Raw genomic sequence first — 26121 nt, forward strand, 5'->3', positions numbered from 1 at the left:
GAACAGATGACGCCAACCCGGGGGAGCTTGTGATGCAGTCGGGTATGACCGATTCTGACGTGGCGTCATTGTCTGACATGCCAATCGTTCGCCTCGGAGCAGGATGCATCAGATTACTGGTTGTGAATACATGAATCTTGAAGACAGAGCGCAGAGCGCAACCATCAGAACAGCCGATGCGACGCCTTACGCGGCGTCGCTCATCCAGAGCCTTCGGGACATCGGGTATTCGTGCGAAACGGCGCTTGCCGATATCGTCGACAATTCGATCACAGCGGGCGCTGGGAGCGTGGAGATCCTCTCCGACCTCTCTGCGTCTGAGCCATCGGTTGCCGTGCTTGATGATGGCAGAGGCATGACGGCCGATGAGCTGGTGGAAGCGATGCGACCCGGCTCACGTAATCCGCTCGAGGACCGTCACGCGGACGATCTCGGCCGGTTCGGGCTTGGCCTGAAGAGTGCGAGCTTCTCACAGTGCAAGCGACTGACGGTGCTGACCCGCAGGCATGGCGTCCTTTCCGGTGCCACGTGGGATCTCGATGCCGTCGCGCGAACCAATCGCTGGGAGATCGAGCTCCATGACGATTTCGGTTCGATCCCTTGGCATGATCGTCTGACCGGCGACGGCACACTGGTGATCTGGCGGTCTCTTGACAGGCTTTGGGGAGGGATCGAGAACGGGGACAGCGAGCAGATCCGGCACGTCAACCGCATTCTGTCGCAATCGGAGCACCATCTGCGCCTGGTTTTCCATCGCTTCATGTCCGAAGGCAGGGCACCGCTGACCCTTCTGCGCAACGGTCGTCGTCTCGATCCAATCGACCCGTTCGGTACGAAACTTCCGGGCCATCAGTACGATCGGATGGATCGACTGGAGATGTCGCTCGGGACCGTCGAGTTTCAGGCGCATACCCTGCCGCACCACAGCGGCCTGACCAAGGCGCAGTGGGACGATCTGGGTGGGCCCGAAGGGCATCTCCGATCGCAGGGCTTCTATGTCTATCGCGGGCGGCGCCTGATCATCGCCGGGAGCTGGCTCGGGCTGGCGCGACAGCTGGAACTGACGAAGTTGTGCAGGGTCCGTGTCGACATTCCCAACACGATGGATCCCGAATGGAAGATCGACGTGAAGAAGGCGTCGGCACAGCTTCCTCCGAAGGTCCGCGAGCGCATGCGCAGGCTGGTGGAGAACCTCCCGCAGACATCGAAGCGGACATATCAGCGCAAGGGACGAAGACTCGTCGATCAAGAGTATCTGCCGATCTGGAGCCGCATCCAGAAGGACGGCGGGATCATCTATCGCCCGGATCCGGCACACCCGCTGATCGCAGCTTTCTCCGACAAGCTACCGATGGCGCTGCAGGATGAATTCGCCACGATCGTGGCCGCGATCGGCTCCGCGATGCCGGTAGCTTCTCTCCATGCGGACTTCGCCGGCAACCCGGAAGATGTCCGCGCCGACGACAGCGATGAGGCCATGCTTATCCAGTATGCGAGGGCTCTGGTCCCGGGTTTCGTCCAGGCTGGCATGTCCGACGAGGAAATCCTCGATCATCTCCATCCAATCGAACTTTTCCGAAGCAGATGGGACCTGTCGCACGGCCTGATCCGCGACGTCGTGAATGAGGTGCGCAACGTATGACCGATATTGTCGAACTGCTTGAAAATTCCGTGACCCTGCAGGTCCTCGCATTGCAGGAAAGGACTTCCAACGGCATCCGCGAGATCATTGATCGATTGCGGCAGGTGCAGCCATTCAGTGAGGTCTCCAGCGATGAGGCAGAGAAGCTGGCACGCCGGATCGAGACGAACCATGGCATATCAATGGGGCTGGGAGCGGTCGTGCACGAGAAGATCTTCACGCCGTGGTTGCATTCGTGGAAGGCGGATCCAGAATACGATCCCTATTACTGGAAGAGGTACAGCAAACTGCTGGTGACGAAGCGTCTTCCGGCCGATGTCATCACCGGGACCGACAAGGTTACCGACACAATCCTTGCCAACCTCGGTAACCCAAAGGCGGTGGAGGCCTGGAGCCGCAAGGGAATGGTCGTCGGTCACGTCCAGAGCGGAAAGACCCAGAACTACACCGGATTGATCTGCAAGGCGGCCGATGCTGGTTACAAGCTGATTGTCGTCATCGCGGGCATCCACAATAACCTACGCAACCAGACCCAGATACGTATCGACGAAGGTTTCGTCGGGCGGGCTTCGGAGCATATAGAACGCGGAAATGGGGCGCCAAAGCGGACGGTCGGGGTCGGTCTTTTCGGTCACAATCGGGAGCCGGTCAGCATCACCACCCAGTCGCAGGACTTCAATCGGGATGCCGTGGCTGTGGCGCATGGCAATCTCGATGCTTTCAATGTGCCACTTGTCTTGGTGATCAAGAAGGAAAACAATACTCTCACGAACCTGATCGACTGGCTGACCGCCTACAATACCAAAGCCAGGCAGCATGGTGGCGATGGGCTGGTCGATCAGCCGATGCTGCTGATCGATGATGAAGCGGACAATGCTTCGATCGACATCAACTACCGCCAGACGCGCAAGTGCAAGGCCAAGGTCAAGTGCAGCGTGGAGGCGCCCTGTGCCCGCAACGGCAAGTGCGAGCGCTCGACCATCAATGGCCACATCCGCGATCTGCTCGCACTGTTTCGGCGCAGCACCTACGTGGGTTATACGGCGACGCCATTCGCCAACATTTTCATTGATCCCGACTTCGAGGGAGAGAACGAGACTGAGGATCTCTTTCCCAGACATTTCATCTTCGGTCTGGATGCTCCATCAAACTATTTCGGAGCAAGGAAGGTCTTCCTTGACGGAATTCCGGACCTCGATGATGGCAACAAGCGACCTACTTACGTCCGATACATCACCGACAACGAAGATACGCTGCCTGTCAAGCACAAGATCGACTATGGGCTTCAATCCATCCCGGAAAGCATGGTTGAAGCTCTGCGGTGCTTCCTGGTTGCCCGGGCGATCCGCAACCTGAGGGGGCAACAGAAAGAGCATTGCTCCATGCTGGTCAACGCATCCCGCTTCACCGGCATCCAGATGACCTTGCGCAACCGCCTTCATCAGCAGCTCGAGATCATCGAGGACGCTCTTCGCGACGGCGGAGCCGATCCTGATGCAGCGAACCGCAACAAGGACATTGCTGCACTGAAGGCCTGCTGGGAAAGCGAATACATGGACGCAGGAATGTCCTGGGATGATGTTCTGGGCGCCCTTCTCCCCGTGGCGGCCTCCGCACGGATCGTGACGGTCAACAAGGATTCACCCGATGGTCTGGATTATGAGAACGGTGGAGAGGGGCAGACCGTGATCGCGGTAGGGGGGCTTTCGCTCTCGCGAGGACTCACGCTCGAAGGCCTCACCGTCTCGTATTTCCTGCGCAATTCGATGATGTACGACACTCTCATGCAGATGGGCCGCTGGTTCGGCTATCGTCCGAACTATGAGGATCTCTGCCGCATCTGGATGCCGAAGGGAACTGCATCCTGGTATGCGCACATCGCCGAGGCGACTGAGGAACTCCACGAATCCTTGAAGCAGATGCAGCGGGACAATGCCACGCCCGAGCAGTTCGGTCTGGCCGTGCGGAGCCATCCCAGCACACTGATGGTCACGGCGCGCAACAAGATGGGATCGGGCCAGAAGACAGTTCGGATCGGGCTCTCCAACAGCTTCATCGAGACCGCCCGATTGTCTGCGAAGGAGGAGGATATCGAGGCGAACCGGACCGCTCGCGATGCTCTTCTTGCTGCGCTGAATGCTGCGGGAGAGAAGCCGGACGATGATATCCATGTATCCGGTGGCCATCTGCTTCGCGATGTCCATGTCTCGATCATCGATGACTTCCTCTCGGGGTTCCGTAACGAGCCTGGGGCGTTGCTGACCGAGACGGCACCGGTGAGGCGCTACATTCGCGAGCGCAAGGATGACGAACTCAAGACCTGGGATGTCCTGATCGCCGGAACTGGAAGTTCGCGCGATCAGGATGCTCCCCGGACGGCCGATGAGATAAATCCCGTGCAGCGATCGATCGCCGGCACGAGCACCGAACAGGACAGGATGGATAGGGAGAACGCCAAGCTGCGGGAGCGGCTGCAGTCCAACCTGTTCTCGCTCGGTGGCGACAAGGTCCGCCTGTCTTCGCGCGGGATCGAAAAGGTCGGCCTCACAATGGATCAGGCCGCCGGTGCAGAAGAAGCCTACGAGGCCTCGGACGCAACCAACCCGAGTGCATCCGGAAATTGGAACTACCCGGACTGGATCTATCGCCGCCGCCGCACCAAGCCGCTACTGATCCTTTACACGATCCAGATCAAGACTGAGAATGTTGATGCGGAACTGCGAGAACGCATTCCTTCGGAGCCGATCGTGGGCTGGGCCATCAGCTTCCCGCAATCGAGCAGGCCCGAGAAGACAACGGAATACGTGATTAGCCGGGTCGCTCAGCTGGCTCTCCTTGGCGGCGAAGATGCCGATGATTTCGAAGAGGATGAATAGGATGACGGATGTAATCGATCCGTGGGCGGCGCTGCAGAGCGGTGGAGCCGATGCCCGACGCGTCCTGGGGGATGGCCGCTTCGACTTCTTCTGGATCGTCACCGGTCGCAGGGAACCGGGCTGCTGCTGCAGCTGCCGACCGGCTTCGAGACCGGTGCATCGCTTCCCGAAATGCGTAATCTTGACATCGTTTTTCAGGATGTCGCCGGTCGGCCGGCCCTGATTATCGTACTTCGGGACAAGGATCAGCGTGAGCTTTTCGAGACACTGTGCCGGGACATCGTACAGGCGGCGGAGCTGGCCGACGATCTTCCCGATGCTGTGGGGCGCATGATCCGTCGCACGATGCGCTGGCATCACCTGCTGCGCAGTGGAAAGAACAGCAAGCTATCTGTTGAGGAGCAGCGCGGCCTGATCGGCGAACTGCAGTTCCTGCATGGGCTGATCGATCAGCTGGGAGCAACTGCTGCGATCCAGGCTTGGACGGGCCCCGCAGGCAGCGCCAAGGATTTCGAGATGGGGGCGGTGCTCGTCGAGGTGAGAACGGCGGAGCAATATTCGACCACGCTAGCGGCGGGATAGTCCTGCTGCGGGCGGCGTAAAAGTCGTCCACCTTGAAGCCTTTCTGCCAAGTCAGGGAGGTGTGGGGATCTACAGCGTGGAACTTTATCTTCAGGTCCGTTTGGCTTGCGCGGATGGCATGAGCCAGCGGGCGGCGGCGAAGCGTTTCAATGTGTCGCGCGACACGGTGCGCAAGATGCTGTCGTTTTCATCGCCACCGGGTTACCGGCGTCAATCTGTCCCGCAGCGTCCGAAGCTGGACGGGTTTGTGGCGATCATTGATGGATGGCTTGAAGGGGACCGCTGCGTCCCGCGCAAACAGCGCCATACGGCGAAGCGGGTATTCGACCGCTTGCGCGCCGAGCATGGTTTCACCGGCGGCTATACGATCATCAAGGATTACATCCGCGAGCGTGAGCAACGCAGCCGGGAGATGTTCGTGCCGCTGGCCCACCCGGCGGGGGATGCGCAGGCCGATTTCGGGGAAGCGCTGGTGGAGATCGGCGGGGTGCAGCAGAAGGCCTACTTCTTCGCACTCGATCTGCCGCACAGTGATGCCTGCTATGTGCGGGCCTATCCGGCGGCGGTGGCGGAGGCCTGGGTGGACGGACACGTTCATGCCTTCGCGTTCTTCGGCGCGGTGCCGCGCTCGATCGTCTATGACAACGATCGCTGCCTTGTGGCGAAGATCCTGCCAGACGGCACGCGTAAGCGTGCCACGCTGTTCAGCGCTTTCCTGTCGCATTACGTGATCCGCGACCGCTATGCCCGCCCGGGCAAGGGAACGAGAAAGGCAATGTGGAAGGGCTGGTTGGTTACTGCCGCCGCAATTTCATGGTGCCGATCCCGAAGTTCCCGACCTGGGAGGCCTTCAACCTATGGCTGGAGGAGCAATGCCGCAAGCGCCAGCAGGACAAGGTGCGCGGACAGAGCGAGACGATCGGTGAGCGCTTGCAACGCGATCTGGCAGCCATGCAGCCTCTGCCCGCTACACCCTTCGAGGCCTGCGATCAGACGAGCGGGCGGGTCTCCTCGCAATCCCTGGTGCGCTACAGGACCAACGATTATTCGGTTCCGGTGGCCGGGGCCATCAGGAGGTCTGGATCAGGGCCTATGTCGATGAGGTGGTGGTCGGCTGCCGCAGCGAAGTCATCGCCCGTCATCCTCGTTGTTATGCCCGCGAGGAGGTTATCTTCGACCCGCTCCACTATCTCCCGCTGATCGAGCAGAAGATCAACGCATTCGACCAGGCCGCGCCTTTGCAGGGCTGGGATTTGCCCGAAGCGTTCACGACACTGCAGCGGTTGATGGAAGGCCGCATGCACAAGCATGGCAGGCGTGAATATGTACAGGTGCTGCGCCTGTTGGAAACGTTCACCCTCGCCGATCTCCGTGCGGCGGTGGAACAGGCCATTGATCTTGGCGCCATCGGCTTCGATGCCGTCAAGCACCTCGCCCTGTGCCGGGTCGAACGCGTACCGCCCAGGCTGGACCTGGACGTCTATCCCTTCCTGCCACGCACAACGGTCGAGAAGACCTTTGCCAGAGCCTATCTGAGCCTGCTCTCCGACCAGCAGGAGGCCGCATGAGCGATCAGACCCCGGAGCTTCTTCTCGCTCACAATCTCAAGGCACCTGCTGCCTACGTGCCTGCGAGAGCACCACAAGCTCGCCCGGCAATGTGCCGCTGAAGGCGTCGATCATATCCGCTTCCTCGCCCGCCTTGTCGAGATGGAGATGATCGACAGGAGCGTCGTATGGTCGAGCGGCGCATCAAGGCCGCGCGCTTCCCCGCCGTCAAAAGCCTCGACAGCTTCGACTTCACCGTCATCCCCAGGCTCAACAAGATGCAGGTGCTCGAGATGGCGCGCTGCGAGTGGATCGAGCGGCGTGAGAACGCCATCGCTCTGGGGCCATCGGGCACCGGAAAGACGCACGTAGCGTTGGGGCTCGGACTGGCAGCATGCCAGAAAGGGCTGTCGGTGGGCTTCACCACTGCGGCGGCGCTGGTCAGCGAAATGATGGAGGCGCGCGACGAGCGGCGTCTCCTGCGCTTCCAGAAGCAGATGGTCGGATACAAACTGCTCATCATCGACGAACTGGGCTTCGTACCGCTCTCCAAGACCGGCGCCGAACTGCTGTTCGAGCTGATCTCCCAGCGTTACGAACGCGGCTCCACCTTGATCACCAGCAACCTGCCCTTCGACGAATGGACCGAAACCTTCGGATCCGAGCGTCTCACAGGCGCGCTCCTCGATCGCCTGACCCATCACGTCAGCATCCTCGAGATGAACGGCGAAAGCTATCGCCTCGCTCACAGCCGGGCCCGCAAGGCCAAAATCAGACCCTGAAAAGCAAGCCAATGCCGGGGGGAGTGGCCCTCGGGCTACGCCCTCACGCCACTCCCCCCGGCGTGTAACACGATGGCCTGGTTTTACGCCGCCCCATGGCCGACTTTTGCTCCGCCGTTGACAACATGTCACGTGCCATATTCGGGCTGACCGCGCTGCTGTGCGTGGGGATCGCAACACCGGCCCTGGCCAGGGCGGAAGGGGCCGCGTCCAAGGCGGATGAAGCGCGCTGCACACGCATCGCGCACGAGCGTTTCGGAGAGGATGTCACCCTGACCCGGGTCGTGCATCTGGACGTGACCCCCGCGACCGCCGGTGACGCGCAAGGCACGCCGCGCATGTCTGCGCTGCCCGCCCACTGCCGGATCGAAGGCATCGTCAACGCGCGCAAGGGCGCCGATGGCAAGGACTACGGCATCGGCTTTGCCATGGCGCTGCCCGATGACTGGACGGGGCGCTTCCTGCTCCAGGGCGGCGGCGGGCTCAACGGCAGTGTGAAGCCTCCGGTGGGGCCTGTCGCGAGCGATGGCACGCCGGCACTGGCGCGCGGCTTTGCCGTCATCAGCCACGATAGCGGGCACAAGGGCGCTGTCTTCGACGACAGCTTCCTGGCCGACCAGCGGGCTGCGCTCGACTTTGCCGAGGCTTCGGTGGAACGGGTCGCGCTGCTCGGCAAGGCGATCGCGACACGCTATTACGGCACGCCCATCGCGCACAGCTACATGACCGGCTGCTCGACGGGCGGGCGCGAGGGCATGCTCGCCTTTCAGCGCTATCCCGAACTGTTCGACGGCATCGTGGTCGGAGCTCCGGCGATGCGTTCGGCGGATTCGAACCTCGGGGTCGAATATACCCAGGTCCTGTTCAACCAGGCCGCGCCCCAGGACGAGGATGGCCTGCCCATCCTCAGCCAGGTCCTGACCGACGCCAATCGCAAGGCGATCCTGGCGGGTATCCTCAACCAGTGCGATGGCCTGGATGGCCTCAAGGACGGCATGGTGGAGAACGTCGCGCAGTGCCGCTTCCAACCGAGCCGCATCGGCTGCGAGGAGGCGCCGGGCGAAGGGTGTCTTTCGACTGGGCAGGTGCGCGCGCTGGAGCTGGGTCTGGCGGGGCCGAAAGACAGCGCGGGCTATCCGCTCTACGCGCGCATGGCGGCCGATACCGGCATCGTGGCAAGCCCGATGGGCTATCTGCCGACCGGACTTCCCGGCCCCTTCGGCCCGCCCAACCGCGCGACGAAGATCGACCTCGACGCGCGCATCCACGCGATCCGCAACACCGCCTGGCAGCGCCTGACCGACACAAATTACTGGACCAACCTCAGCACCTATCTGGGCCGTGGGGGCAAGATCCTGTTCTACCACGGCGTCTCGGACTTCTGGTTCTCGCCCTTTGCGACCTGGGACTACTACCAGCGCGCGGCCGAGGCGAACGGTGCCGCCTTCACGCAGGCAAGCCGGTTCTACATGGTGCCCGGAATGCTACACTGCTCGGGCGGCAACAGCTTCGAGGAGTTCGATCTCCTCTCCGCCATCGTCGCCTTCGTGGAAGAGGACAAGGCGCCCGAGGCCGTGACCGCCTATCGCAAGCGTGAGGGCGAGGTGCGCGAGAGCAGGCCCCTATGCCCCTATCCCGCGCACACGGCCTACCAGGGCGGCGATCCGAAACGTGCGGAAAGCTTTACCTGCGAGCCGCCTGCCGAGGCCGACTGACCCGGCCTATTCAGCGGGGAAAGCGGAATTCGGCGAGGGTCTCCACGATCTGCCCGTCTGCATCGACACGGCCGATGCCGATCCCTTCGACCATTCCCTCTGCGTGCGGGGGATCGGCCTTCGCCTGCGCCATGAAGGCATCGAGTTCTGGGCTCGTCTCGCGGGCAAGCAGGGTCAGGTGCGGATCGAACTGGGCAAAGACGTTGGGTGATCCGTAGCGCTCGAAGACGGGCAGTTTGTCGGGATAGGCCTCCATCCATTCGGGCGGCTCCACTGCGTGGTCGCGCAAGGGTTCGGCCGCGCGCGTGACGAGGTCGGCGAGGCGCTGGAGTGCGGCGCTGCGCTCCAGGGTCAGGAACAGCCAGTCCGAGGGTGTGCGCTCGGCTCCCGTGATGACAAGCGGGATGCGCGCCTGCTCGCGGGCGAGCGCGCCGATGGCGGCGATCAGCCGCTCTTCCGAGCCTTGTGGGTACTGCGTCAGGTAGAGCGTTGCGTGCACCGCGTGCCCCCGCGCCTGGAAGCTGGTCATGCCGCGCGCGGCAAGATCCGCGCTTGCCTTCGTGACGGCCTCTTCGATCGCGGCGGAGGGAATGGCGTAGACGTTCAGGCGCACCGGCTCCTGGGCATGGGCGCCAAGCGCGAGCGTCATGCCGACAAGACCGAGCATGGCGGCAAGGAGGCGGGCGAAGCCGTGGTGCAGCGCCCCACGCTCAGCCGCCCGGGTGGTAGCGTTTCTCGACATGGCCGGTGAGATCCTCGGGGTAGAAATAGACGGGGCGCAGGGCGCCTTGGGCATAGAGTTCGGCCTGGTCGGCGAAGTGCGGCGAGGCCGGATCGCCGTTTTCCCCGCCCGCCGTGACGGCGAGCGCGCGGACCTTCGGGCCGAATTCGACCACGGCGACGAAGCTGTTGCCGCTCGTGCCATAGTACTTGGTCGTGTTGGGGTAAGGCTTCGCGCCGAAGGACGCGAGCGAACCCCACACGGCCGAGGTGAAGGGCACCGGAAGGCTGGGCGCATCATCGTCGAAGTGGGGCGTGAGTGTGTTGTCGAGGCGCTGGAAGCGGTTGATGTCGCCCCATGCCACGCGCCAGGTGCCAAAGTCGCGGGTGAGGCGCACTACGGTGTCCTCAAGCGCGGCCAGCCGCGTGTCGGCATCGAGGTCGCGGGCGATGTAGTCGGGCAGTTGCAGGTGCGCGGCCTTGGCCTTCGCGCGGTAGCTCGCCCCCAGGGTGTCCCCCCAGACGACCGCCAGCGAGGTCGCCTGTGAGGCATAGCCCCAGCGGTGGTCCCAACGGCGAAGAAGCGTGATCGGCTCGGCCAGCGCGGCGCGGCGGGGTTCCTCTTCGGGAAGGGCGTCGTAATCGGCCAGCAGTTGCGGGATCAGCATCGCGAAGGCGGGCAGGTGGCTGTCAAAGGCCGCCCCGACCAGCGCTTCCAGCGTGAAGTCGGTGCGTCCTTCCAGCACCGCATCGGCGTGGACGCCGCGGTAGTTGGGGCCGAACTGGTCCATGTACTTCGGGAAGTCTTCCGGCCTGGGGCTGTCCGGGCCTGCCGCGTCCCAGGGCCAGTCGTTGGTGTTGTGGACCCAGCCTACACCGGGGTCGATGGCGCTGGGCAGGCTCTCCAGCGTGTGGAGGCCCTGCCAATCGGTCGCGGGATCGGCTCCGTCGACGACCTCGGTATAGTCGAATGTGTCGTCGCGCACGGGCACGAACTGGGGGTGGAGATAGGCGATCTCACCCTTGCTATCGGCAAAGATCGTGTCGTTCGAGGAATTGGCGCGCCGTTCGGCTACGTCCAGGTAGCTGGCCAGATCCTCGGTCTTGGTGCGCAGCCAGGACTGCTCGAGGGCGGGGATTGGCTTCCACATGAGCGCCTGCGCGATCCACTTGCCGCCGTATTCGGCAACAACAGGCCCGTGGTGGGTGCGATAGACCGGGAAAGTACGCGTGCCCTTCGTCCCATCCTCGCGGCGATAGGCGAGGGTGAGGCTTTCCTCTCTCACCGGGCGCAGTTCGTCCCCATAGCGGGTGAAGCGCGCGCCGTCCTTCTCGACCACGGTCTCGGCGAAGCTGTCGATGTTATCGACGCCCGAGGAGGTGTGCATCCAGCCGGTCCTGGTGTTGAAGCCCTGGTAGATGAAGAACTGGCCCCAGGTGCTGGCGCCATAGGCGTTGAGGCCTTCCTCGCTCGTCATCTGCAGTTCGGAGCGGAAGTAGAAGCTGGTGTGCGGATTGATGAGGAGGAGCGCGTGGCCGTTCTTCGTGTGGCCTGGCGCAATGGCGATACCGTTGGAGCCGCTCGGTTCGCGCGGGGCCGCGCCGGCTTCCAGCGCGGTCAGCGCAATCTCGCGCTTTTCATAAAAGGCCTGGAGCTGGCTGAGCGGGATCGACCGCTCGATGTCGCCGCCGATGCTGCCTTCGGTAAAGGAGAGCGCCATCCACGGCTCGAACCGGGTCACGACGCGGGGGCGTACCTCGGGGTGGGTGGCGAGGTAGTAGTTGAGCCCGTCCGCCCAGGCGTCCATCAGCGCGCGTAGCCAGGCCGGACTTTCGCTGTACTGGGCCTTGAGCCTGGAGGGATCGACGAAGAGGCGCTGGCGCAGGTCCTGCCAGATCGCGCTTTCCCCTTCCGCCTCGGCAACGCGGCCCAGCGCGGTCAGGTAGTTCATCTCGATGCGCGCGAAGTCGTCCTCGGCCTGTGCGTAGATCGCGCCGAAGACGGCATCGGCGTCGGTCGTGCCGTGGACGTGGGCGATGCCCCAGTCGTCGCGCGTGATCGTCACGTCCCGGGCGTGGGCGGACCAGCGCGCGGTTTCGGAGGCCGGGGCGGCGCTGGCCTGAACGGGCGCAAGGCTGGAGGCGAAGAGGGCGGCAAGGAGGAGAGCGGGGCGTGTCATCGTCTGCTGGTGCTATGCGCGCGTTCTGCGCGAGGCAAGCGCGGTGAGGGCGGGACGCGCCGGAGGGGATCGCTAGGGCCTTTCAGGGCCGCCCCTCGTTGCAATTCCTGCACAATCGAACGCAATAACCGTACAGCGCGGTATATTGACGAATTGTGTCTGAAGGGTCACTGGCCGACCGTTCTGTACGGTTATGGAGTGTCCGTTGTTGTCCATGTTTTCGCCGCTTGCGGGAAATGCCCCCCGATCCGCACGGCGCTCGCGCACCAGGGGCGCCGCCTGTGGCGCTGCGCTGGCCCTGATCCTCACGCTGGGCGCCTGCGCCGGTGAACCCGAAGCCAAGGCTCCCGAGCCCGCGCGGGTCGATGTCATGGTCATGCAGCCGCGCGACCTGCCGCGCGACATGGACTTCTCCGGGCGCACCAGCGCCTATCGCGTCGCCGAGATCCGCCCGCAGGTGAACGGCATCCTGCAGCGCCGCTTCTTCACCGAGGGCGTGGATGTCGCCAAGGGGCAGACGCTCTACCAGATCGACCCCTCGGTCTATCAGGCGACCTACAACCGCGCGGTGGCGAACCTGGCCTCGGCCCGCAATCTGGCCCGCCGCTACGAGGATCTCGTCGCCGACAAGGTCGTCTCGCGCCAGCAGCGCGACGATGCCGTGGCCGCCTGGCACCAGGCCGAGGCCGAAGTGCAAGCCGCCCACATCGACCTGCAGCGCACGCACCTGTCCTCTCCGATCACCGGGCGCATCGGCCGTTCGCTGACGACCGAGGGCGCACTTGTCTCGGCCGATCAGGCGGTGGCGCTGACCACGGTGACGCAGCTCGATCCCATCTTCGTCGACATCCAGCAGTCGAGCGATGAACTCCTGCGCCTGCGCCGCCACCTCACCGACAAGAACCTGACGGCGGGGAGCGGTGCGAAAATCCCGGTCGAACTCACGCTGGAGGACGGCAAGCCCTATGAGATCAAGGGCAAGCTTTCGTTCTCCGAAGTGAATGTCGATCCGGGCACGGGCATGACCACGCTGCGCGCGATCTTCCCCAACCCCGAACACCTGCTGCTGCCGGGCATGTACGTGCGCGCCAAGGTGCGCGCCTCGGTCGCACACAGTGCCTTCCTGGTGCCCCAGAACGCGATCTTGCGCGACCTTCACGCCGATCCGTTCGTCTATGTCGTGAGCCGGGACGGCAGCGCCAAGGAGGTCCACGTCACCCTCGATGGATCGAGCGGCAATTCCTGGATCGTCACGCAGGGCCTCCATGCCGGGGACCGGGTGATCACCAACGGCCTCGAAGCCGTGCGCCCAGGCGCCAAGGTTGCGGTCGAGGAGGTCTCCGGCGGCGCCGCCGCCAATCGCGTGGCGAGCGCGGAGGCCCACTGACATGGCCCGCTATTTCATCGACCGGCCCGTCTTCGCATGGGTCATCGCGCTCATCATCATGTTGGTGGGCGCGATCTTCGTGGTCTCGCTGCCGATCGCGCAGTACCCCAATATCGCGCCGCCCCCGATCACGGTCTCGGTCACCTATCCCGGCGCTTCGGCCGAAACGGTGCGCGATACGGTGATCCAGCCCATCGAGCAGCAGATGTACGGCCTCGATGGCCTGGAATACATGTCGGCCAATGCGCAGGCCGACGGGTCGGCGCAGATCGTGCTGACCTTCATCCAGGGCACCGATCCGAACATCGCGCAGGTGCAGGTCCAGAACAAGCTCTCGCTTGCCCAGCCCATGCTGCCCGCCGAAGTGGTCGCGCAGGGGCTCTCGGTGACCAAGGCCACGCGCAACTTCATGCTGGTCGCCTCCTTCACTTCGAAGGACCACTCGATGGACCGCGCGGCCATCGGCGACTACCTCGCCTCGAACGTGACCAACCCGCTGGCGCGTATCTCGGGCGTGGGCGACTACATCCTGTTTGGCTCCGAATACGCGATGCGCATCTGGGTCAAGCCGGAACGCCTGCAGAGCTATGGCCTCACCATCAGCGACGTTCAGAACGCGATTGCCAGCCAGAACGTGCAGGTCTCGTCAGGCGAAATCGGCGGCTTGCCGGCGCGCAAGGGCCAGTTGCTGGACGCCACCGTGGTTGGCCCGACGCGCTTCACCGACCCCGAGCAGTTCCGCAACGTCCTCCTCAAGGTCAACACCGACGGCTCGCAGGTGCGCCTCAAGGACGTGGCCGATGTCGAGCTCAACAGCCAGAACATGCAGCCGCGCGGCCTGATGAACGGCAGCGACACCGCCGCGATCGGCATCAACCTTGCCCCCGGCGCCAACCAGATGGAAGTCGCCGCCGCGATCAAGAGCGAACTGACCCGGCTGGAGCAGTATTTCCCGGAAGGCCTCACGGTCAATTTCCCCTATGATACGACGCCCGTCGTCAAGCTCTCGCTGGAGGAAGTGGTCGAGACCCTGATCGTCGCGATCCTTCTGGTGGTGGGCGTGATGTACCTCTTCCTCCAGAACGTGCGCGCGACGCTGATCCCCACCATCGCGGTGCCGGTCGTGCTCCTGGGCACCTTCGCCGTGCTCGGCTTCTTCGGGTTCACGATCAACACCCTGAGCATGCTGGGGATGGTGCTCGCCATCGGCCTCCTCGTCGATGACGCCATCGTCGTGGTCGAGAACGTCGAGCGCCTGATGGTCGAGGAGCATCTCAGCCCGCTCGAGGCCACGCGCAAGTCGATGGACCAGATCACCGGCGCGCTGGTGGGCATCGCCCTTGTCATCTCCACGGTGTTCCTGCCGATGGCCTTCTTCGGCGGCTCGGCGGGCGTGGTCTATCGCCAGTTCTCGATCACCATCATCTCCTCGATGCTGCTTTCGGCCTTCGTGGCGATCACCTTCACCCCGGCGCTGTGCGCCACGATCCTGAAACCCCATGACCCTTCCAAGGCAAAGAAGGGGGGCTTCTTCCACGGCTTCAATACGCGCTACGATGCCATGGTGACGCGCTATGGCGGCGGGGTCGCAGGGGTCCTGCGCCACATGCGTCCGGCGGCCATCGTCTATGTCGCGCTGACCGCGGGCACGCTCTACCTGCTGCAGGTCCTGCCCTCGGGCTTCATGCCCGAGGAGGACCAGAGCACCGTCTTCGTGCAGGTGCAGCTCAAGCCCGGATCGACCGCGGAGATGACCGAGAAGGTCAACAACGACATTCGCGCCTACTTCCAGGACCACGAGAAGGAGGCCGTGAACAGCGTGCTTTCGGTCATGGGCTTCAACTTTGGCGGGCGCGCGCAGGATGCCGGCATCGTTATCGTGGGCCTCAAGGACTTCGAGACACGCGAGGGCGCCGAGAACACCGCGATGGCGGTGGTCGAGCGGGCCATGGCGCACTTCCACGACTACAAGGGCGCGACGGTAACCCCGTTCCTGCCGCCTGCGGTCATGGAACTGGGCAACGCCAGCGGCTTCGACCTAGAACTGGAGGACCGTGGGCACTTGGGCCATGAGGCGCTGATTGCGGCACGCAACCAGCTTCTGCAAAAGGCCCGCAGCGATCCGCGTCTGGTCGCCGTGCGCCCCAACGGTCTCGACGACATTCCGCAGGCCCACTTCGTGATCGACCGCGAGAAGGCCGAGGCACAGGGCGTCTCGATGGCCGAGATCAACACGACGCTGCAAGGCTCGTTCGGGCAGCTCTACGTCAACCAGTTCACCCGGTCGGGGCGCACCAAGCGCGTCTTCATCCAGGGTGAGATCGACAAGCGCATGCAGCCCGAAGACCTCGATTACTGGTACCTGCGTAACGACCAGGGCCAGATGGTTCCGCTCTCGGGCGTGGTGCGGATCGACTGGAAGGTCGGCGCGCAGAAGCTGGAACGCTTCAATGGCGTAGAATCGATCGAGATCCTGGGCGAACCGGCGCGCGGCGTCAGCTCGGGCGAAGCGATGGCGATCATGGAAGGCTACATCGACGAACTGCCCGAGGGCATCAGCCATGAATGGACCTCGGTCTCCTTCGAACAGGAGCAGTCGTCCGGGCAGGCGGGCAAGCTCTATGTGGTCTCGATCGTCGCGGTGCTGCTGTGCCTGGCCGCGCTCTATGAAAGCTCGGCGATCCCCGTCGCGGTGATCCTGGCGGTGCCGTTGGGCGTGCTGGGGGCGGTGGCGGCCTCGCTGATGCGTGGCCTGCAGAACGACATCTACTTCCAGGTCGGTCTGCTCACCACCGTGGGCCTTGCCACCAAGAACTCGATCCTCATCGTCGAGTTCGCGCGCGAGGGCTATGACCAGGGCATGGAGCTGGTCGAGGCGGCCATCCACGCCGCCAAGGAACGTCTGCGCCCGATCCTGATGACCTCCTTTGCCTTCATTCTGGGCACGCTGCCGCTGGCGGTGGCCTCGGGCGCAGGCGCGGGTTCGCACGTCGCCATCGGTACGGCGGTCGTGGGCGGCATGATCGGGGCGACGATCCTCGTGATCTTCCTTGTGCCCGCCTTCTTCGTGGGCGTGATGAGGCTCTTCAAGGTGCCGCGTCAGGACTACTCCAAGCCGCATTCAGGCCCCACGCCCTATATCCCCGAGCACACCGGACAGGAGGCATGATCATGCGCAAGCCCCCCCTGAGCAGCCTTCTGGCCCTGACCTTTGCAGGCGCCCTCGCGGGCTGTTCGTTCACCCCCAAATACGAACGCCCGGACCTTCCGGTGGCCCAGGCGTGGCCCGAGGACCTGCAAGCCGCCGCCGGAGAACCGGGCTTGGGAGAGGATGCGGAAAAGACCCTGCGCTGGGAGGAGTTCTATCGCTCCGCCCCCTTGCGCGAGGTCATCCGGCTTGGCCTTGAGAACAACCGCGACCTGCGCCAGGCCGTGCTCAACGTTCAGGCGTACCGCGCGCGTTACCGGATCCAGCACGCGGACCTGTTCCCGACGCTGGAGGCGGGCGCGGACGGATCGCTCCAGCGCCTGCCCGCCGACCTGTCGCAGACCGGGCAGGGCCATGTCTTTGAACAGTATGGCCTGGACGTGGGCACGACGTCTTACGAACTCGATCTGTTCGGACGCATCCGCAGCCTCAATTCCGAGGCCATGCAGACCTACCTCGCCAGCGAGCAGGCGCGCCGCGCAAGCCAGATCACGCTCGTCGCCAACATCGCCATCGCCTTCCTGACGCTGGAGATCGACCGGCAGCGCCTCGACCTCAGCCAGCGCACGCTCTCCAACTACGAGGAGGCACTCGGCCTTGTCGAACGGGGATTGGAAGTCGGCACGGCGACCGAACTGGACCGGCGGCAGGCGGCGACGCTGGTGGCGCAGACCCAGGCCGAAGTGCAGCGCGGCACGCGCCTTGTGGCGACCGACACCAACGCGCTGCGCCTGCTGGTCGGCACCACGCTGCCCGAAGGCTTCGATAGAGGCTTCATTGCCGATGACACGATCCTCGCCCGCGTGCCCGCCGGGCTTCCCGCCGCGCTCCTCCAGCGCCGCCCCGACATCATGGAGGCCGAGCATCAACTGATGGCGGCCAACGCCGACATCGGCGCGGCGCGCGCGGCCTTCTTCCCGCAGGTGACCCTGACAGGCTCGGGCGGGACGGTCAGCGACGGCGTCTCGGGCCTGTTCGGAAATGGGCAGGGGACCTGGTCGTTCCTCCCGCACATCAGCCTGCCGATCTTCACCGGCGGGCGGCTGAAGGGCAACTTGCGCTACGCTGAACTGACCCGCGACATGCGCGTGGCGGCTTATGAGAAGTCGATCCAGACGGCCTTTCGTGAAGTCTCCGATGGCCTCGCCGCGCGCGCGACCTTTGGTCGGCAGCTGGCCGCGCAGCAGCGCGAGGTGGCTTCCTCGCAAGGCTATCTCGACCTCGCCGACAAGGCCTACCGGGGCGGGGTGCGCGACTACCTCGTCGTGCTCGATGCGCAGCGCACGGTCTTCTCTGCGCAGCAGCAATACCTTGTCGATCACCTCGCGCAGCTGACCGGCGAGATCCAGCTCTACCAGGCGCTGGGCGGTGGCTGGTCGCCGCAGGACGACGCGACGTCTCTCTAGGACACGAGAGGCCCGGTCCACGCCGCCGTGTGTGGGCCGGGCCCTGCCGTTTGCGGGACAGGGCGTCTTGCGAAGGGAGGATGTTCGCTCCTATTGCGAACGTACCGTATGGTATCTGAAAAGGGGGAGGACGCGGTGCGAAAGAAGACGCAGAGCAAGCGCGAGGAGATCGTCGCGATTGCCCGCGCAGCCTTCCTGGACGGGGGCTACAGCGCAACCTCGATGGCGACCATCGCGGCGCTCGTCGGAGGATCGAAGGGCACCCTCTACGGCTATTTCTCCAGCAAGGAAGAGCTGTTCGGCGCGGTCGTGCGCGATGTCAGCGAAGAGCATGGGCTGCCCGTGCTGGCGCTGCTCGACGATCCGCGGGCCGACCTTGCCGAGACCATCTTCGCGCTTGCGCGCGCGCTCACCCGCTTCTTCGTGATGCCCGAGGCCATTGCCCACTACCGTTTGGCGGTGGGGGAATCGGGACGGTTCCCGAAGCTTGGCCAGATCTTCTTCGAGCAGGGGCAGAAAGAGGGTGAGGACATGGTGACCGCTTGGCTGGAGGAGCGCATCGCGCGCGGCGAACTCGCAGCGCGGCCCCCGCGGCTCCTTGCCCAGCAGTTCGTGGCGCTGTGCCGGGCTGGGCCCTGGAACGCCCTCTTGATGGGCGCGCCCGAGCAGCCGGGCGAGGCGCAGCTGGAGGAACTGGCCACACTGGCGGCGCAGACCTTCCTCGCCGCGCACGCGCGGCCCCACCCAGAGTGATTCTGGGAGTGATTCCGGGAGTGGTGCCAGGAAGGGGCCGATGCGCGTGCACCGGCCCGTTCTATCCTCTCAGAACCAGGCCCTGAGGCCCGCGACCGCAACCACCCGGTCGGGATCGTCTCCCACCGCGCGGGCATAGTCGGCGGTGGAGCCGAACTTCTTCTGCCATTCCACGCCCACGTAAGGCGCGAACTGGCGCGCGAATTCGTAGCGCAGGCGCACGCCCGCCTCGAGCGAGGTGAGCCCGCGTCCGGTGCCGCGCTCGGCGATCCGCTGAGCCGAGAACAGCGCTTCGGCGCGCGGTTGCAGGATCAGCCGCTGGGTCAGACGCTGGTCGGTTTCGGCCTCAAGGCGCGCGGTCAGCTCGCCCTTGGTCGACAGAAAGGCCTGCGCGGAGATGTCGAACATGTAGGGCGCGAGCCCCTCGACACCCAGGCTCACCTGCGTGCGGTCGGGATCCGGGCCCAGTTCCTGCCGCACGCCGGCCTGAAGATCGAACCAGGCGCCGATGGCGTGGCCCCACAGGACTTCGACTTCGGCGTCCTCGATGCCCTCACCAAAGGCCGCTTCGCCCTCGCTCTTGATCCACAGCCGATCGATGTCGCCGCCGGTGCGCAACGCGCCTTCCCACGAGAGGCCGTCGCTGCCCTTGCCCAGTTTCGCTTCCAACCGGTCGAGCATCACGATGGTGGTGCCCATGCCGCCCATCTCGTGCCGGACCATGTGCCGGGCGTGGGCCATGTCTTCGCCGGGGAAGTACGCATCGGCGGCATGCTCCGGCCCGGAGAACGCCTCGGGCGGGGGCGGGCCTTGCGGAATGTCCTGCGCCATCGATGGCGCGCCCGGGGCCATGGGCATGGCATGGCCCTGATGCGCGTCGTGCGAGTCATGCGCCTCGTGGGAAGGCATCGCCATACCCTCGTCGTGCTGCGAATGGTCCATGGCGTGGCTGGACATGTCATGACCGGACATATCATGAACGGAATGGTCCTGGGCCAGCAAGGGAGCCGGGATCAGCAGCGCGCCGGTGAGGGCGCCGATCAGGAAACGGGTTTTCCTCATGCCGCACCTCCTTCCAGCGGGCGCACGGTGACGACGTTGAACATGCCGGACATCATGTGCAGCAGGAGGTGGCAGTGAAACGCCCAGTCGCCCGGCGCATCGGCGGTCACGTCGAAGGAGACCTTGCCCGCGGGCAGCACGCTCACCGTGTGCTTGCGGGGCCGCCGCTTGCCCGCGCCGTTGACGAGATCGAAGAAGAAACCGTGCAGGTGGATCGGGTGCGTCATCATCGTCTCGTTGACGAGGGTGAAGCGCACGCGCTCGTTGTGGGCAAGTCGGATCGGCTCGACCATCTCGGAGAAACGCCGCCCGTCGAAGGACCACATGTAGCGTTCCATGTTGCCGGTGAGGTGGACCACGATCTCGCGCGTGGGCGGGGTGAGATCGTCGCGGTCTTCGGGCGTTTGCAGGTCGGTGTAGACGAGCACGCGGTGCTCCACGTCATCAAGGCCCAGGCCCCGCTCGCCGGTGCGGTCGGTGGGCATGGGGGCCAGCATGTCGACGCCGGGTGTCAGTTCCACGCCGGGCGCGGTCGCGGGATCGCGCATCGAATGGTTCATCTCCATCCCGCCATCACCGTGGTCCATGCCGTCCATGGCCGCCATGTCGTGGCCGGAATGGTCCGTTCCATCCATGTCTCCCATCCCCATGTCCTTCATGGTGAGACGTGGCGGTTGGCGTAAGGGGGGGACGGGCGCGACCATCCCGGCACGCGGTGCCAAGGTGGCGCGCGCAAAGCCCGAACGGTCGCTCGATTCCGCGATGATCGAGTAGGCACGCTCGTCCGGCGTCACCACCAGGTCGTAGGTCTCGGCGACGCCGATCTGGATCTCGTCGGTCTCGACGGGCGCGACGTCGCTGCCATCCGCCGCGATCACGGTGAAGGGGAGGCCGGGAATGCGCAGGTTGAAGATGGTCATGGCCGAGGCGTTGATGACGCGCAGGCGCACCCGCTCACCGGGGCGGAACAAGCCGGTCCAGTTCGCATCGGGGCCCTGACCGTTGATGAGATAGGTATAGGTCGCGCCGGTCACGTCGGCGATGTCCATGGGCGACATGCGCATGCGGCCCCAGGCGAGCTTCTGTTCCTGTGTCCAGGGTTTGCCCGAGGGGTTTTCGAACAGGGCCTGCTGCTGGAAGTTGTAGTAGTCCGGGCGGGCCTTGAGCTTGCGCCAGATTTCCATGGGCGGCGTGAAGCTCCAGTCCGAGAGCATGAGGATCATCTCGCGCTCGGTTTCCACGCGCTCGCCGTGGGCGGGGTCGATCACCAGCGGGCCGAACAGGCCGGTTCCTTCCTGGCCGCCCGAATGGCTGTGGTACCAGTAGGTGCCCGACTGGCGCACGGGAAAGCGGTAGGTGAAGGTCTCGTGCGGGGCGATGCCGGGGAAGGTGACACCGGGCACGCCGTCCATCTGGAAGGGCAGCAGGATGCCGTGCCAGTGGATCGAGCTGTCGACATCGAGGTGGTTGGTGACGGCAAGCTCCACGTCCTGCCCCTCGCGCAGGCGGATGAGCGGGCCGGGCACCGTGCCGTTGACGGTGGTCGCGCTGGCGGTGCGCCCGCCCAGCGTGAAGGGCGTGCGCGCGATGGTGAGGGCGATGTGCTCGCCGCTCAGCGCACCCTCGGTCGTGGCGCCGGTTGCGGTGCCGGTCGCAGTAGAGGCGCCGTGGTGGTGGTGCGTCTGGGCGCGCGCCCAGTGGGGAAAGAGCAGCGAAGCCGCCGCGCCGCCGCCTGCGGTCAGCGCGCCGGCGAGCAGCGCACGCCGGTCATGGGGTGTCTGAAACATGGGGTATCCTTCCGGCAGAGCCGGGTCTGAAATTCGAAATGCAAGGCAAGGTCCGGGCGCGCAGGTGCGGGCGGACTTCGAAGATCAGACAGCCCGCGGAGGCGGGGGATCGAGCGGCGAGGCGTGCGAGGCGAGCGCGGCCATCGCGCGCGGCTGCGGGCGCTCACGGTGGAGCGGGCGCAGCGCCGGGGGCGCGGGAAGGTCGGGCAGGGCAAGCCCGGTTGCGGCCAGGCAGGAGGCCATGCAGTGCAGGTTCGCGAGCGGGGCCTTCCCATGGCCGGTGTCATGTCCCGCGCCGTGACCCGAGGTCTCGCAGCCGGTATGGGCCATGTCCATCGCGTGCGAAGGTGCGTGGTGGGCCTCTCCCGTGCCCGAAAGGACGGGCGACAGCGCAAGGCCAAGCGCAACCAGCGCGAACACCGCGATCCGGTGCGCAGAGGCAAGGCCTCCACGGGAGCCGGACAGGAGAAGGGTAAGGGCGCGGTGCATGATGCGTCCATCATATCCGCGAACGTGCTGCCTGCGCAATGTAAAGGAAGAAGGAAAAGAAGATTTCCGAGGGCCATCGCCCTCGGGCTCCCCATACCGTCGACCTCACCTTCCGCGCGCCAGGTTGGCCGAGAAAGGTGAGGTTGCCGGTTATGGGGTCAAGGGGTGATGCTCCCTTGAATCAATTGGTTATGATTCTTTAGCCTTGCCGTCTGCCTTCACGACATCGCCGCCCTTCATCACGAAGTCGACGTTCTCGAGCAGGGTGATGTCGGCGAAGGGATCGCCTTTGACCGCGACGAGATCGGCGTAGTGGCCGGGAGTGAGAGAGCCGACCACGTCGCTCGCACCCAGGAGGTCCGCGGCGTTGACGGTCGCCGCGCGGATCGCGTCGCGCGGGGTCATCCCGGCGCGCACGAGGAGGGCGAACTCCTTGGCGTTGGTGCCGTGGGGCGCCAGGCTCTGGTCGGTGCCGAAGGCGATCTTGACGCCCGCCTTGTAGGCACGGCCCAGGTTGCTCATCACGATCGGGCCGACTTCCAGCGCCTTGGCCGCGGCCGAGGGGTTGAGCGTTTCGGGGTGGGTCTTGGCGATCTGCACCACCGTCTCGGCGACGAGCAGCGTGGGTACGAGATAGGTGCCGTTGGCCTTCATCGCCTTGTCGGTCTCGGCATCGCCGAAGGAGCCGTGCTCGATGGAATCGACGCCCAGCTGCGAGGCGTGGAGGATCGCGGTCTTGCCGTGGGCGTGCGCGGCGACCTTGATGCCCAGGCTATGGGCGGTGTCGACCACGGCCTTGATCTCGTCATCGGTCATGGTCTGGTGGTTGGGATCATCGCCGATCGAGAGGACGCCGCCGCTGGGCATGATCTTGATGAGGTTGACCCCGTCGCGGTGCATGCCGCGCACGATCTTGCGCGCTTCGATGGGCCCGTCGATGACACGGCCTTCGGAATGGAAGTCGAGCTCGGGGCTCATCCCGTTCTGCGGGTCGCCGTGGCCGCCGGTGGGGCCGAGCGGATAGCCCGAGACCCACATGCGCGGGCCTTCGATCTCGCCCGCCGCGATGGCCTTCTTGAGGCCGACGACGATGGATGTCTCGCCGCCCACGTCGCGGATGCTGGTGAAGCCGCCGAGCAGCGTGGCGCGCGCGTAGGCGACCGCTTCCAGCGCGGTGTCGATGTCGGTCTTCTGCGCACGTTCGGCAACCGGGTTCTTGCCGCTGTAGCCCATCGTTACGTGGTCGTGGGTGTCGATGAAGCCGGGGAGCACGGTCTCCCCCGAAAGGTCGATGACGTCGGCGCCCTCGCGGGTGACGAAACCGTCCTCGACCGCAACGATGCGGTCATCGGCAATGACGATGGAGACGTTGGAACGGGTCGCCTCGCCATCGAACAGGGTGCCGGCGTGGACAACGGTGTCGCGGGCCAATGCGCTCTGGCCAAGCGGGGCTAGGGCCAGGGCAACGAAGGGAAGGGCACAAAGAAGAGAGGTACGCGTGGGTCGCATGGGGGTGGGAAAACTCCGGTTGGTCGCAGGAGGAAGGCGGCGGGGAGAAGGAGCTCTCCCCGCCGCGCCAATCCAAAGGTCTGGGATCAGAACTTCTGGCGCACATTGACGCCGATGGTGCGCGGGGTGGCGCTGCTCACCAGCGTGCGCCCTTGCGCGATCGCGCTCGAGGTGGCGCGGGTGATCGCGGTCGCGTCGAGCAGGTTGGTCACGTAGAGGTAGGCGCCCCACGACTGGCCGGGGCCTTCCACGCCCAGGCGCGCGTTGACTAGGGCATAGTCCTCGACCTCGCGCGCGAAGGTGTAGTTGCGGCGGAAGTCCGACCACGAACCGCCCACGTAGTTGAAATCGACGCGGGCCATGCCGCCAAGGCTATCGGTCAGCGACCAGTCGTACTGCGCCGAGGCGCCGCCCATCCACTTGGGCACGTAGGGGATACGGTCGCCCTTGAGGCCCGAGGTCGCCGTCGCGCCGGTGTTCTGATCCTCGGACAGGGTTGCGTCGGTGTAGGTCACGTTGCCCTGAAGCGAGAGGCCATCGAGCAGCATCGCGTTCACTTCGGCCTCGACGCCCTTGACCGTCGCCTTGCCCGCATTGCCGAGGTAGGAGAACGCGCCGTTGGGCGTGCGCTGGGTGACCTGCATGTCGCTCCAGTCGATCCAGTAGGCATCGATGTTGAAGAGCACCGCGCGGTTGAACCAGCTGGTCTTGAGACCGACCTCGTAGTTCCAGAGGCTGTCCGAATTGTAGCCGGTGAGCGCGGCGTCGAGGCCGAGCACCTGGTTCGCACCGCCCGGGCGGTAGCCCTGCGAGGCTTCGGCGTAGAGCATCACGTCGGGCGTGAACTCGTACGAGCCGTTGAAGCGGAACACCCAGCCGTTCTCGGTCGAATTCACCGCGGTGGGCGGGGTGATGCGCGCACCCACGAGGATCGAGGGCACATCGGTGTAGCCCACGATGTCCTTGTCGTAGTGGAAGTAGCGCGCACCGCCGGTCAGCTGCGCCCCTTCGAAGGGATGCAGCGTCACTTCGCCGTAGCCTGCAAGCTGGGTCAGTGAATCGTCGATGTGGCGCCCGGTCACGACCTGCAGCGGACGCACGATCTCACCCGAGGCGGGGTCGGTGTTCACCTGGGGGTTCCAGACCGCGATGCTGCGGTCCGACCAGAAGCCACCGATGGTCCAGTCGAGGATGCCGGTGGTGTTGGAGCTCAGGCGCAGCTCCCCGGTCCAGGCGTCCATTTCCTGCTGGGGATAGAGCACCGAGTAGGACTGCCAGTCGACGTAGTCGTAGTAATCGGAAAGCTGGGTGTCGCTGCACGGGCTGCCTCCGCCCACGAGCGCGGCGCAGCGGCCTTCGCTGCGCTGGGCCTGCATGAAGCGCGAGACGTCGCTTGCCGAGGACAGTTCGCGGTGCATGTACGAACCCGAGGCCACGAACGTCGCGAAGTCGAACTCGTAGGTCGACGCGATCGAGTAGAGCTCGGTGTCATCGACGATCGGCTGGCGGGTGTAGGCGTCGGAATTGAACTTGCCCGCTTCCTGGGTCCACAGCGGCGTGTCGGTGCGCGTGCGGTTGAGGAAGGTCGTGACATCGAAGGTCCAGCGCTCGGAGGGCTGCATGCGCAGCATCAGGCGTCCGCCATAGCTCTTGAGGACGTTGATGTCGTCGATGCCGAGCGCGGTGTTGTCGATGTAACCGTCCTGGCGCTTGTAGAAGCCGACCACGCGCACGCCGACCTTGTCGGTGGCGAGCGGCACGTTGAGCATGGCGCTGGCATCATAGTTCCAGCCGCCGTAGCGGGTGTTCGAAAGGCTGGCATCGACCGCGCTGCCAAGCCCTGTAAGGTCGGGCTTGTTGTAGATGATGCGAAGGGTGCCGCCCATCGAGCCTGCGCCGTAGAGCGTGCCCTGGGGGCCGCGCAGGACCTCGACGCGCTCGACGTCGAAGAGCTTGAGTTCGGGCGTCGAGCCACCCGCGTCGTTGCCCGCGCCGATCATGCCGGTCACCGGCGTCTCATCGTAGTAGGTGCCGATCATCGGCTCGCCCGAGCCCTGGATGCCGCGGATGACGACGCGGCGCTGCGAGGGGCCGCCGTCCACGAAGCTGAGGCCCGGCGCGCTTGCGGCCAGGTCGGCGATGTCCTGAACGCCGGAATTGGCCATGGTCTCGCCGGTGACGGCCGAGATCGAGATCGGCGTTTCCTGGATCGAGGTCGAACGCTTGAGCGCGGTCACCACGATGTCGGCGCCAACGACGGTGTCGCCGTTCGTCGCGGCCTGCTCCTGGGCGCTGGCTTGCGGTGCCCAGGCCAGTGCGATCAGGCTGGCCGCGGTGAAGAGGCTCCGGCCCATGGCGCGGGCCGACAATGTCGTGGTAGTATTCGTGAACACGGTATTCCCCCTGAATCCTCGGCGCGCGCTTTCTTTTGTTGCACGCGCGAAACCTGTTGACCGCACAGCGCTGTGCGGCCGCC

General features: G+C 65.0%; 15 protein-coding genes and 2 pseudogenes. 10 read left to right on the forward strand and 7 right to left on the reverse strand.

What is annotated here, in order from left to right:
• Positions 1-130: 130 nt before the first annotated feature.
• From HT578_RS17235 to HT578_RS17260, 6 genes and pseudogenes are all read left to right on the forward strand, one after another.
• Complete coding sequence (locus tag HT578_RS17235; RefSeq protein WP_213500844.1) at positions 131-1642, forward strand: ATP-binding protein; 1512 nt, start codon at positions 131-133, stop codon at positions 1640-1642.
• On the forward strand, positions 1639-4518 hold the full coding sequence (locus tag HT578_RS17240; RefSeq protein WP_213500845.1) for a Z1 domain-containing protein: 2880 nt from the start codon (positions 1639-1641) through the stop codon (positions 4516-4518). Before HT578_RS17235 ends, HT578_RS17240 begins: the two co-directional genes overlap by 4 nt.
• Before the next feature lie 21 nt (positions 4519-4539).
• The gene (locus HT578_RS17245; protein WP_213500846.1) at positions 4540-5100 is read left to right on the forward strand and encodes a PD-(D/E)XK motif protein; all 561 of its coding nucleotides are present in this window, start codon (positions 4540-4542) and stop codon (positions 5098-5100) included.
• 76 nt (positions 5101-5176) lie between these two features.
• A pseudogene (gene istA, locus HT578_RS17250) lies at positions 5177-6668 on the forward strand (IS21 family transposase).
• Positions 6665-7429, forward strand: a pseudogene (istB, locus tag HT578_RS17255) (IS21-like element ISSsp5 family helper ATPase IstB). Before istA ends, istB begins: the two co-directional pseudogenes overlap by 4 nt.
• A 125-nt stretch (positions 7430-7554) precedes the next feature.
• The gene (locus HT578_RS17260) at positions 7555-9144 is read left to right on the forward strand and encodes a tannase/feruloyl esterase family alpha/beta hydrolase (RefSeq protein WP_213500847.1); all 1590 of its coding nucleotides are present in this window, start codon (positions 7555-7557) and stop codon (positions 9142-9144) included.
• Positions 9145-9154: 10 nt separating this feature from the next.
• Here HT578_RS17260 and HT578_RS17265 read toward each other — a convergent pair whose 3' ends face one another.
• Positions 9155-9886: a 2'-5' RNA ligase family protein gene (locus HT578_RS17265; protein ID WP_239026334.1), complete on the reverse strand. Its 732-nt coding sequence runs from the start codon at positions 9884-9886 to the stop codon at positions 9155-9157.
• A complete protein-coding gene (locus tag HT578_RS17270) occupies positions 9855-12044 on the reverse strand; it encodes a penicillin acylase family protein (protein WP_213500848.1) in 2190 nt (729 codons plus the stop codon). Before HT578_RS17270 ends, HT578_RS17265 begins: the two co-directional genes overlap by 32 nt.
• A gap of 214 nt (positions 12045-12258) precedes the next feature.
• Between HT578_RS17270 and HT578_RS17275 the strand changes: the two genes are divergently transcribed.
• From HT578_RS17275 to HT578_RS17290, 4 genes are all read left to right on the forward strand, one after another.
• Entirely contained in the window at positions 12259-13431 is a 1173-nt protein-coding gene (locus HT578_RS17275; RefSeq protein ID WP_239026636.1) for an efflux RND transporter periplasmic adaptor subunit, read from the forward strand.
• Between the two features lies 1 nt (position 13432).
• On the forward strand, positions 13433-16600 hold the full coding sequence (locus tag HT578_RS17280) for an efflux RND transporter permease subunit (protein ID WP_213500850.1): 3168 nt from the start codon (positions 13433-13435) through the stop codon (positions 16598-16600).
• Positions 16601-16602: 2 nt separating this feature from the next.
• A complete protein-coding gene (locus tag HT578_RS17285; RefSeq protein WP_213500851.1) occupies positions 16603-18045 on the forward strand; it encodes an efflux transporter outer membrane subunit in 1443 nt (480 codons plus the stop codon).
• 135 nt (positions 18046-18180) lie between these two features.
• Positions 18181-18798, forward strand: coding sequence for a TetR/AcrR family transcriptional regulator (locus HT578_RS17290; RefSeq protein ID WP_159108011.1), 618 nt, complete (start codon positions 18181-18183; stop codon positions 18796-18798).
• 69 nt (positions 18799-18867) lie between these two features.
• Here the strand turns inward: HT578_RS17290 and HT578_RS17295 are convergent, their stop codons facing one another.
• The 5 genes from HT578_RS17295 to HT578_RS17315 form a co-directional block, all read right to left on the reverse strand.
• Positions 18868-19860: a copper resistance protein B gene (locus HT578_RS17295; protein WP_213500852.1), complete on the reverse strand. Its 993-nt coding sequence runs from the start codon at positions 19858-19860 to the stop codon at positions 18868-18870.
• Positions 19857-21647 carry a copper resistance system multicopper oxidase gene (locus HT578_RS17300; RefSeq protein WP_213500853.1) on the reverse strand — a complete coding sequence of 597 codons (1791 nt, stop codon included), beginning with the start codon at positions 21645-21647 and terminating at the stop codon, positions 19857-19859. The genes HT578_RS17295 and HT578_RS17300 overlap by 4 nt, the downstream gene beginning before the upstream one ends.
• Positions 21648-21731: 84 nt before the next feature.
• Positions 21732-22136 (reverse strand): DUF2946 family protein, encoded by a 405-nt coding sequence (locus HT578_RS17305; protein ID WP_213500854.1) that lies wholly within the window; start codon positions 22134-22136, stop codon positions 21732-21734.
• A 189-nt stretch (positions 22137-22325) separates the two neighbouring features.
• The gene (locus tag HT578_RS17310) at positions 22326-23645 is read right to left on the reverse strand and encodes a metal-dependent hydrolase family protein (RefSeq protein WP_213500855.1); all 1320 of its coding nucleotides are present in this window, start codon (positions 23643-23645) and stop codon (positions 22326-22328) included.
• A gap of 86 nt (positions 23646-23731) precedes the next feature.
• Entirely contained in the window at positions 23732-26038 is a 2307-nt protein-coding gene (locus HT578_RS17315) for a TonB-dependent receptor (protein WP_239026335.1), read from the reverse strand.
• Positions 26039-26121: the final 83 nt, after the last annotated feature.

It is taken from the genome of Novosphingobium decolorationis, from assembly GCF_018417475.1.
Classification (GTDB): domain Bacteria; phylum Pseudomonadota; class Alphaproteobacteria; order Sphingomonadales; family Sphingomonadaceae; genus Novosphingobium; species Novosphingobium decolorationis.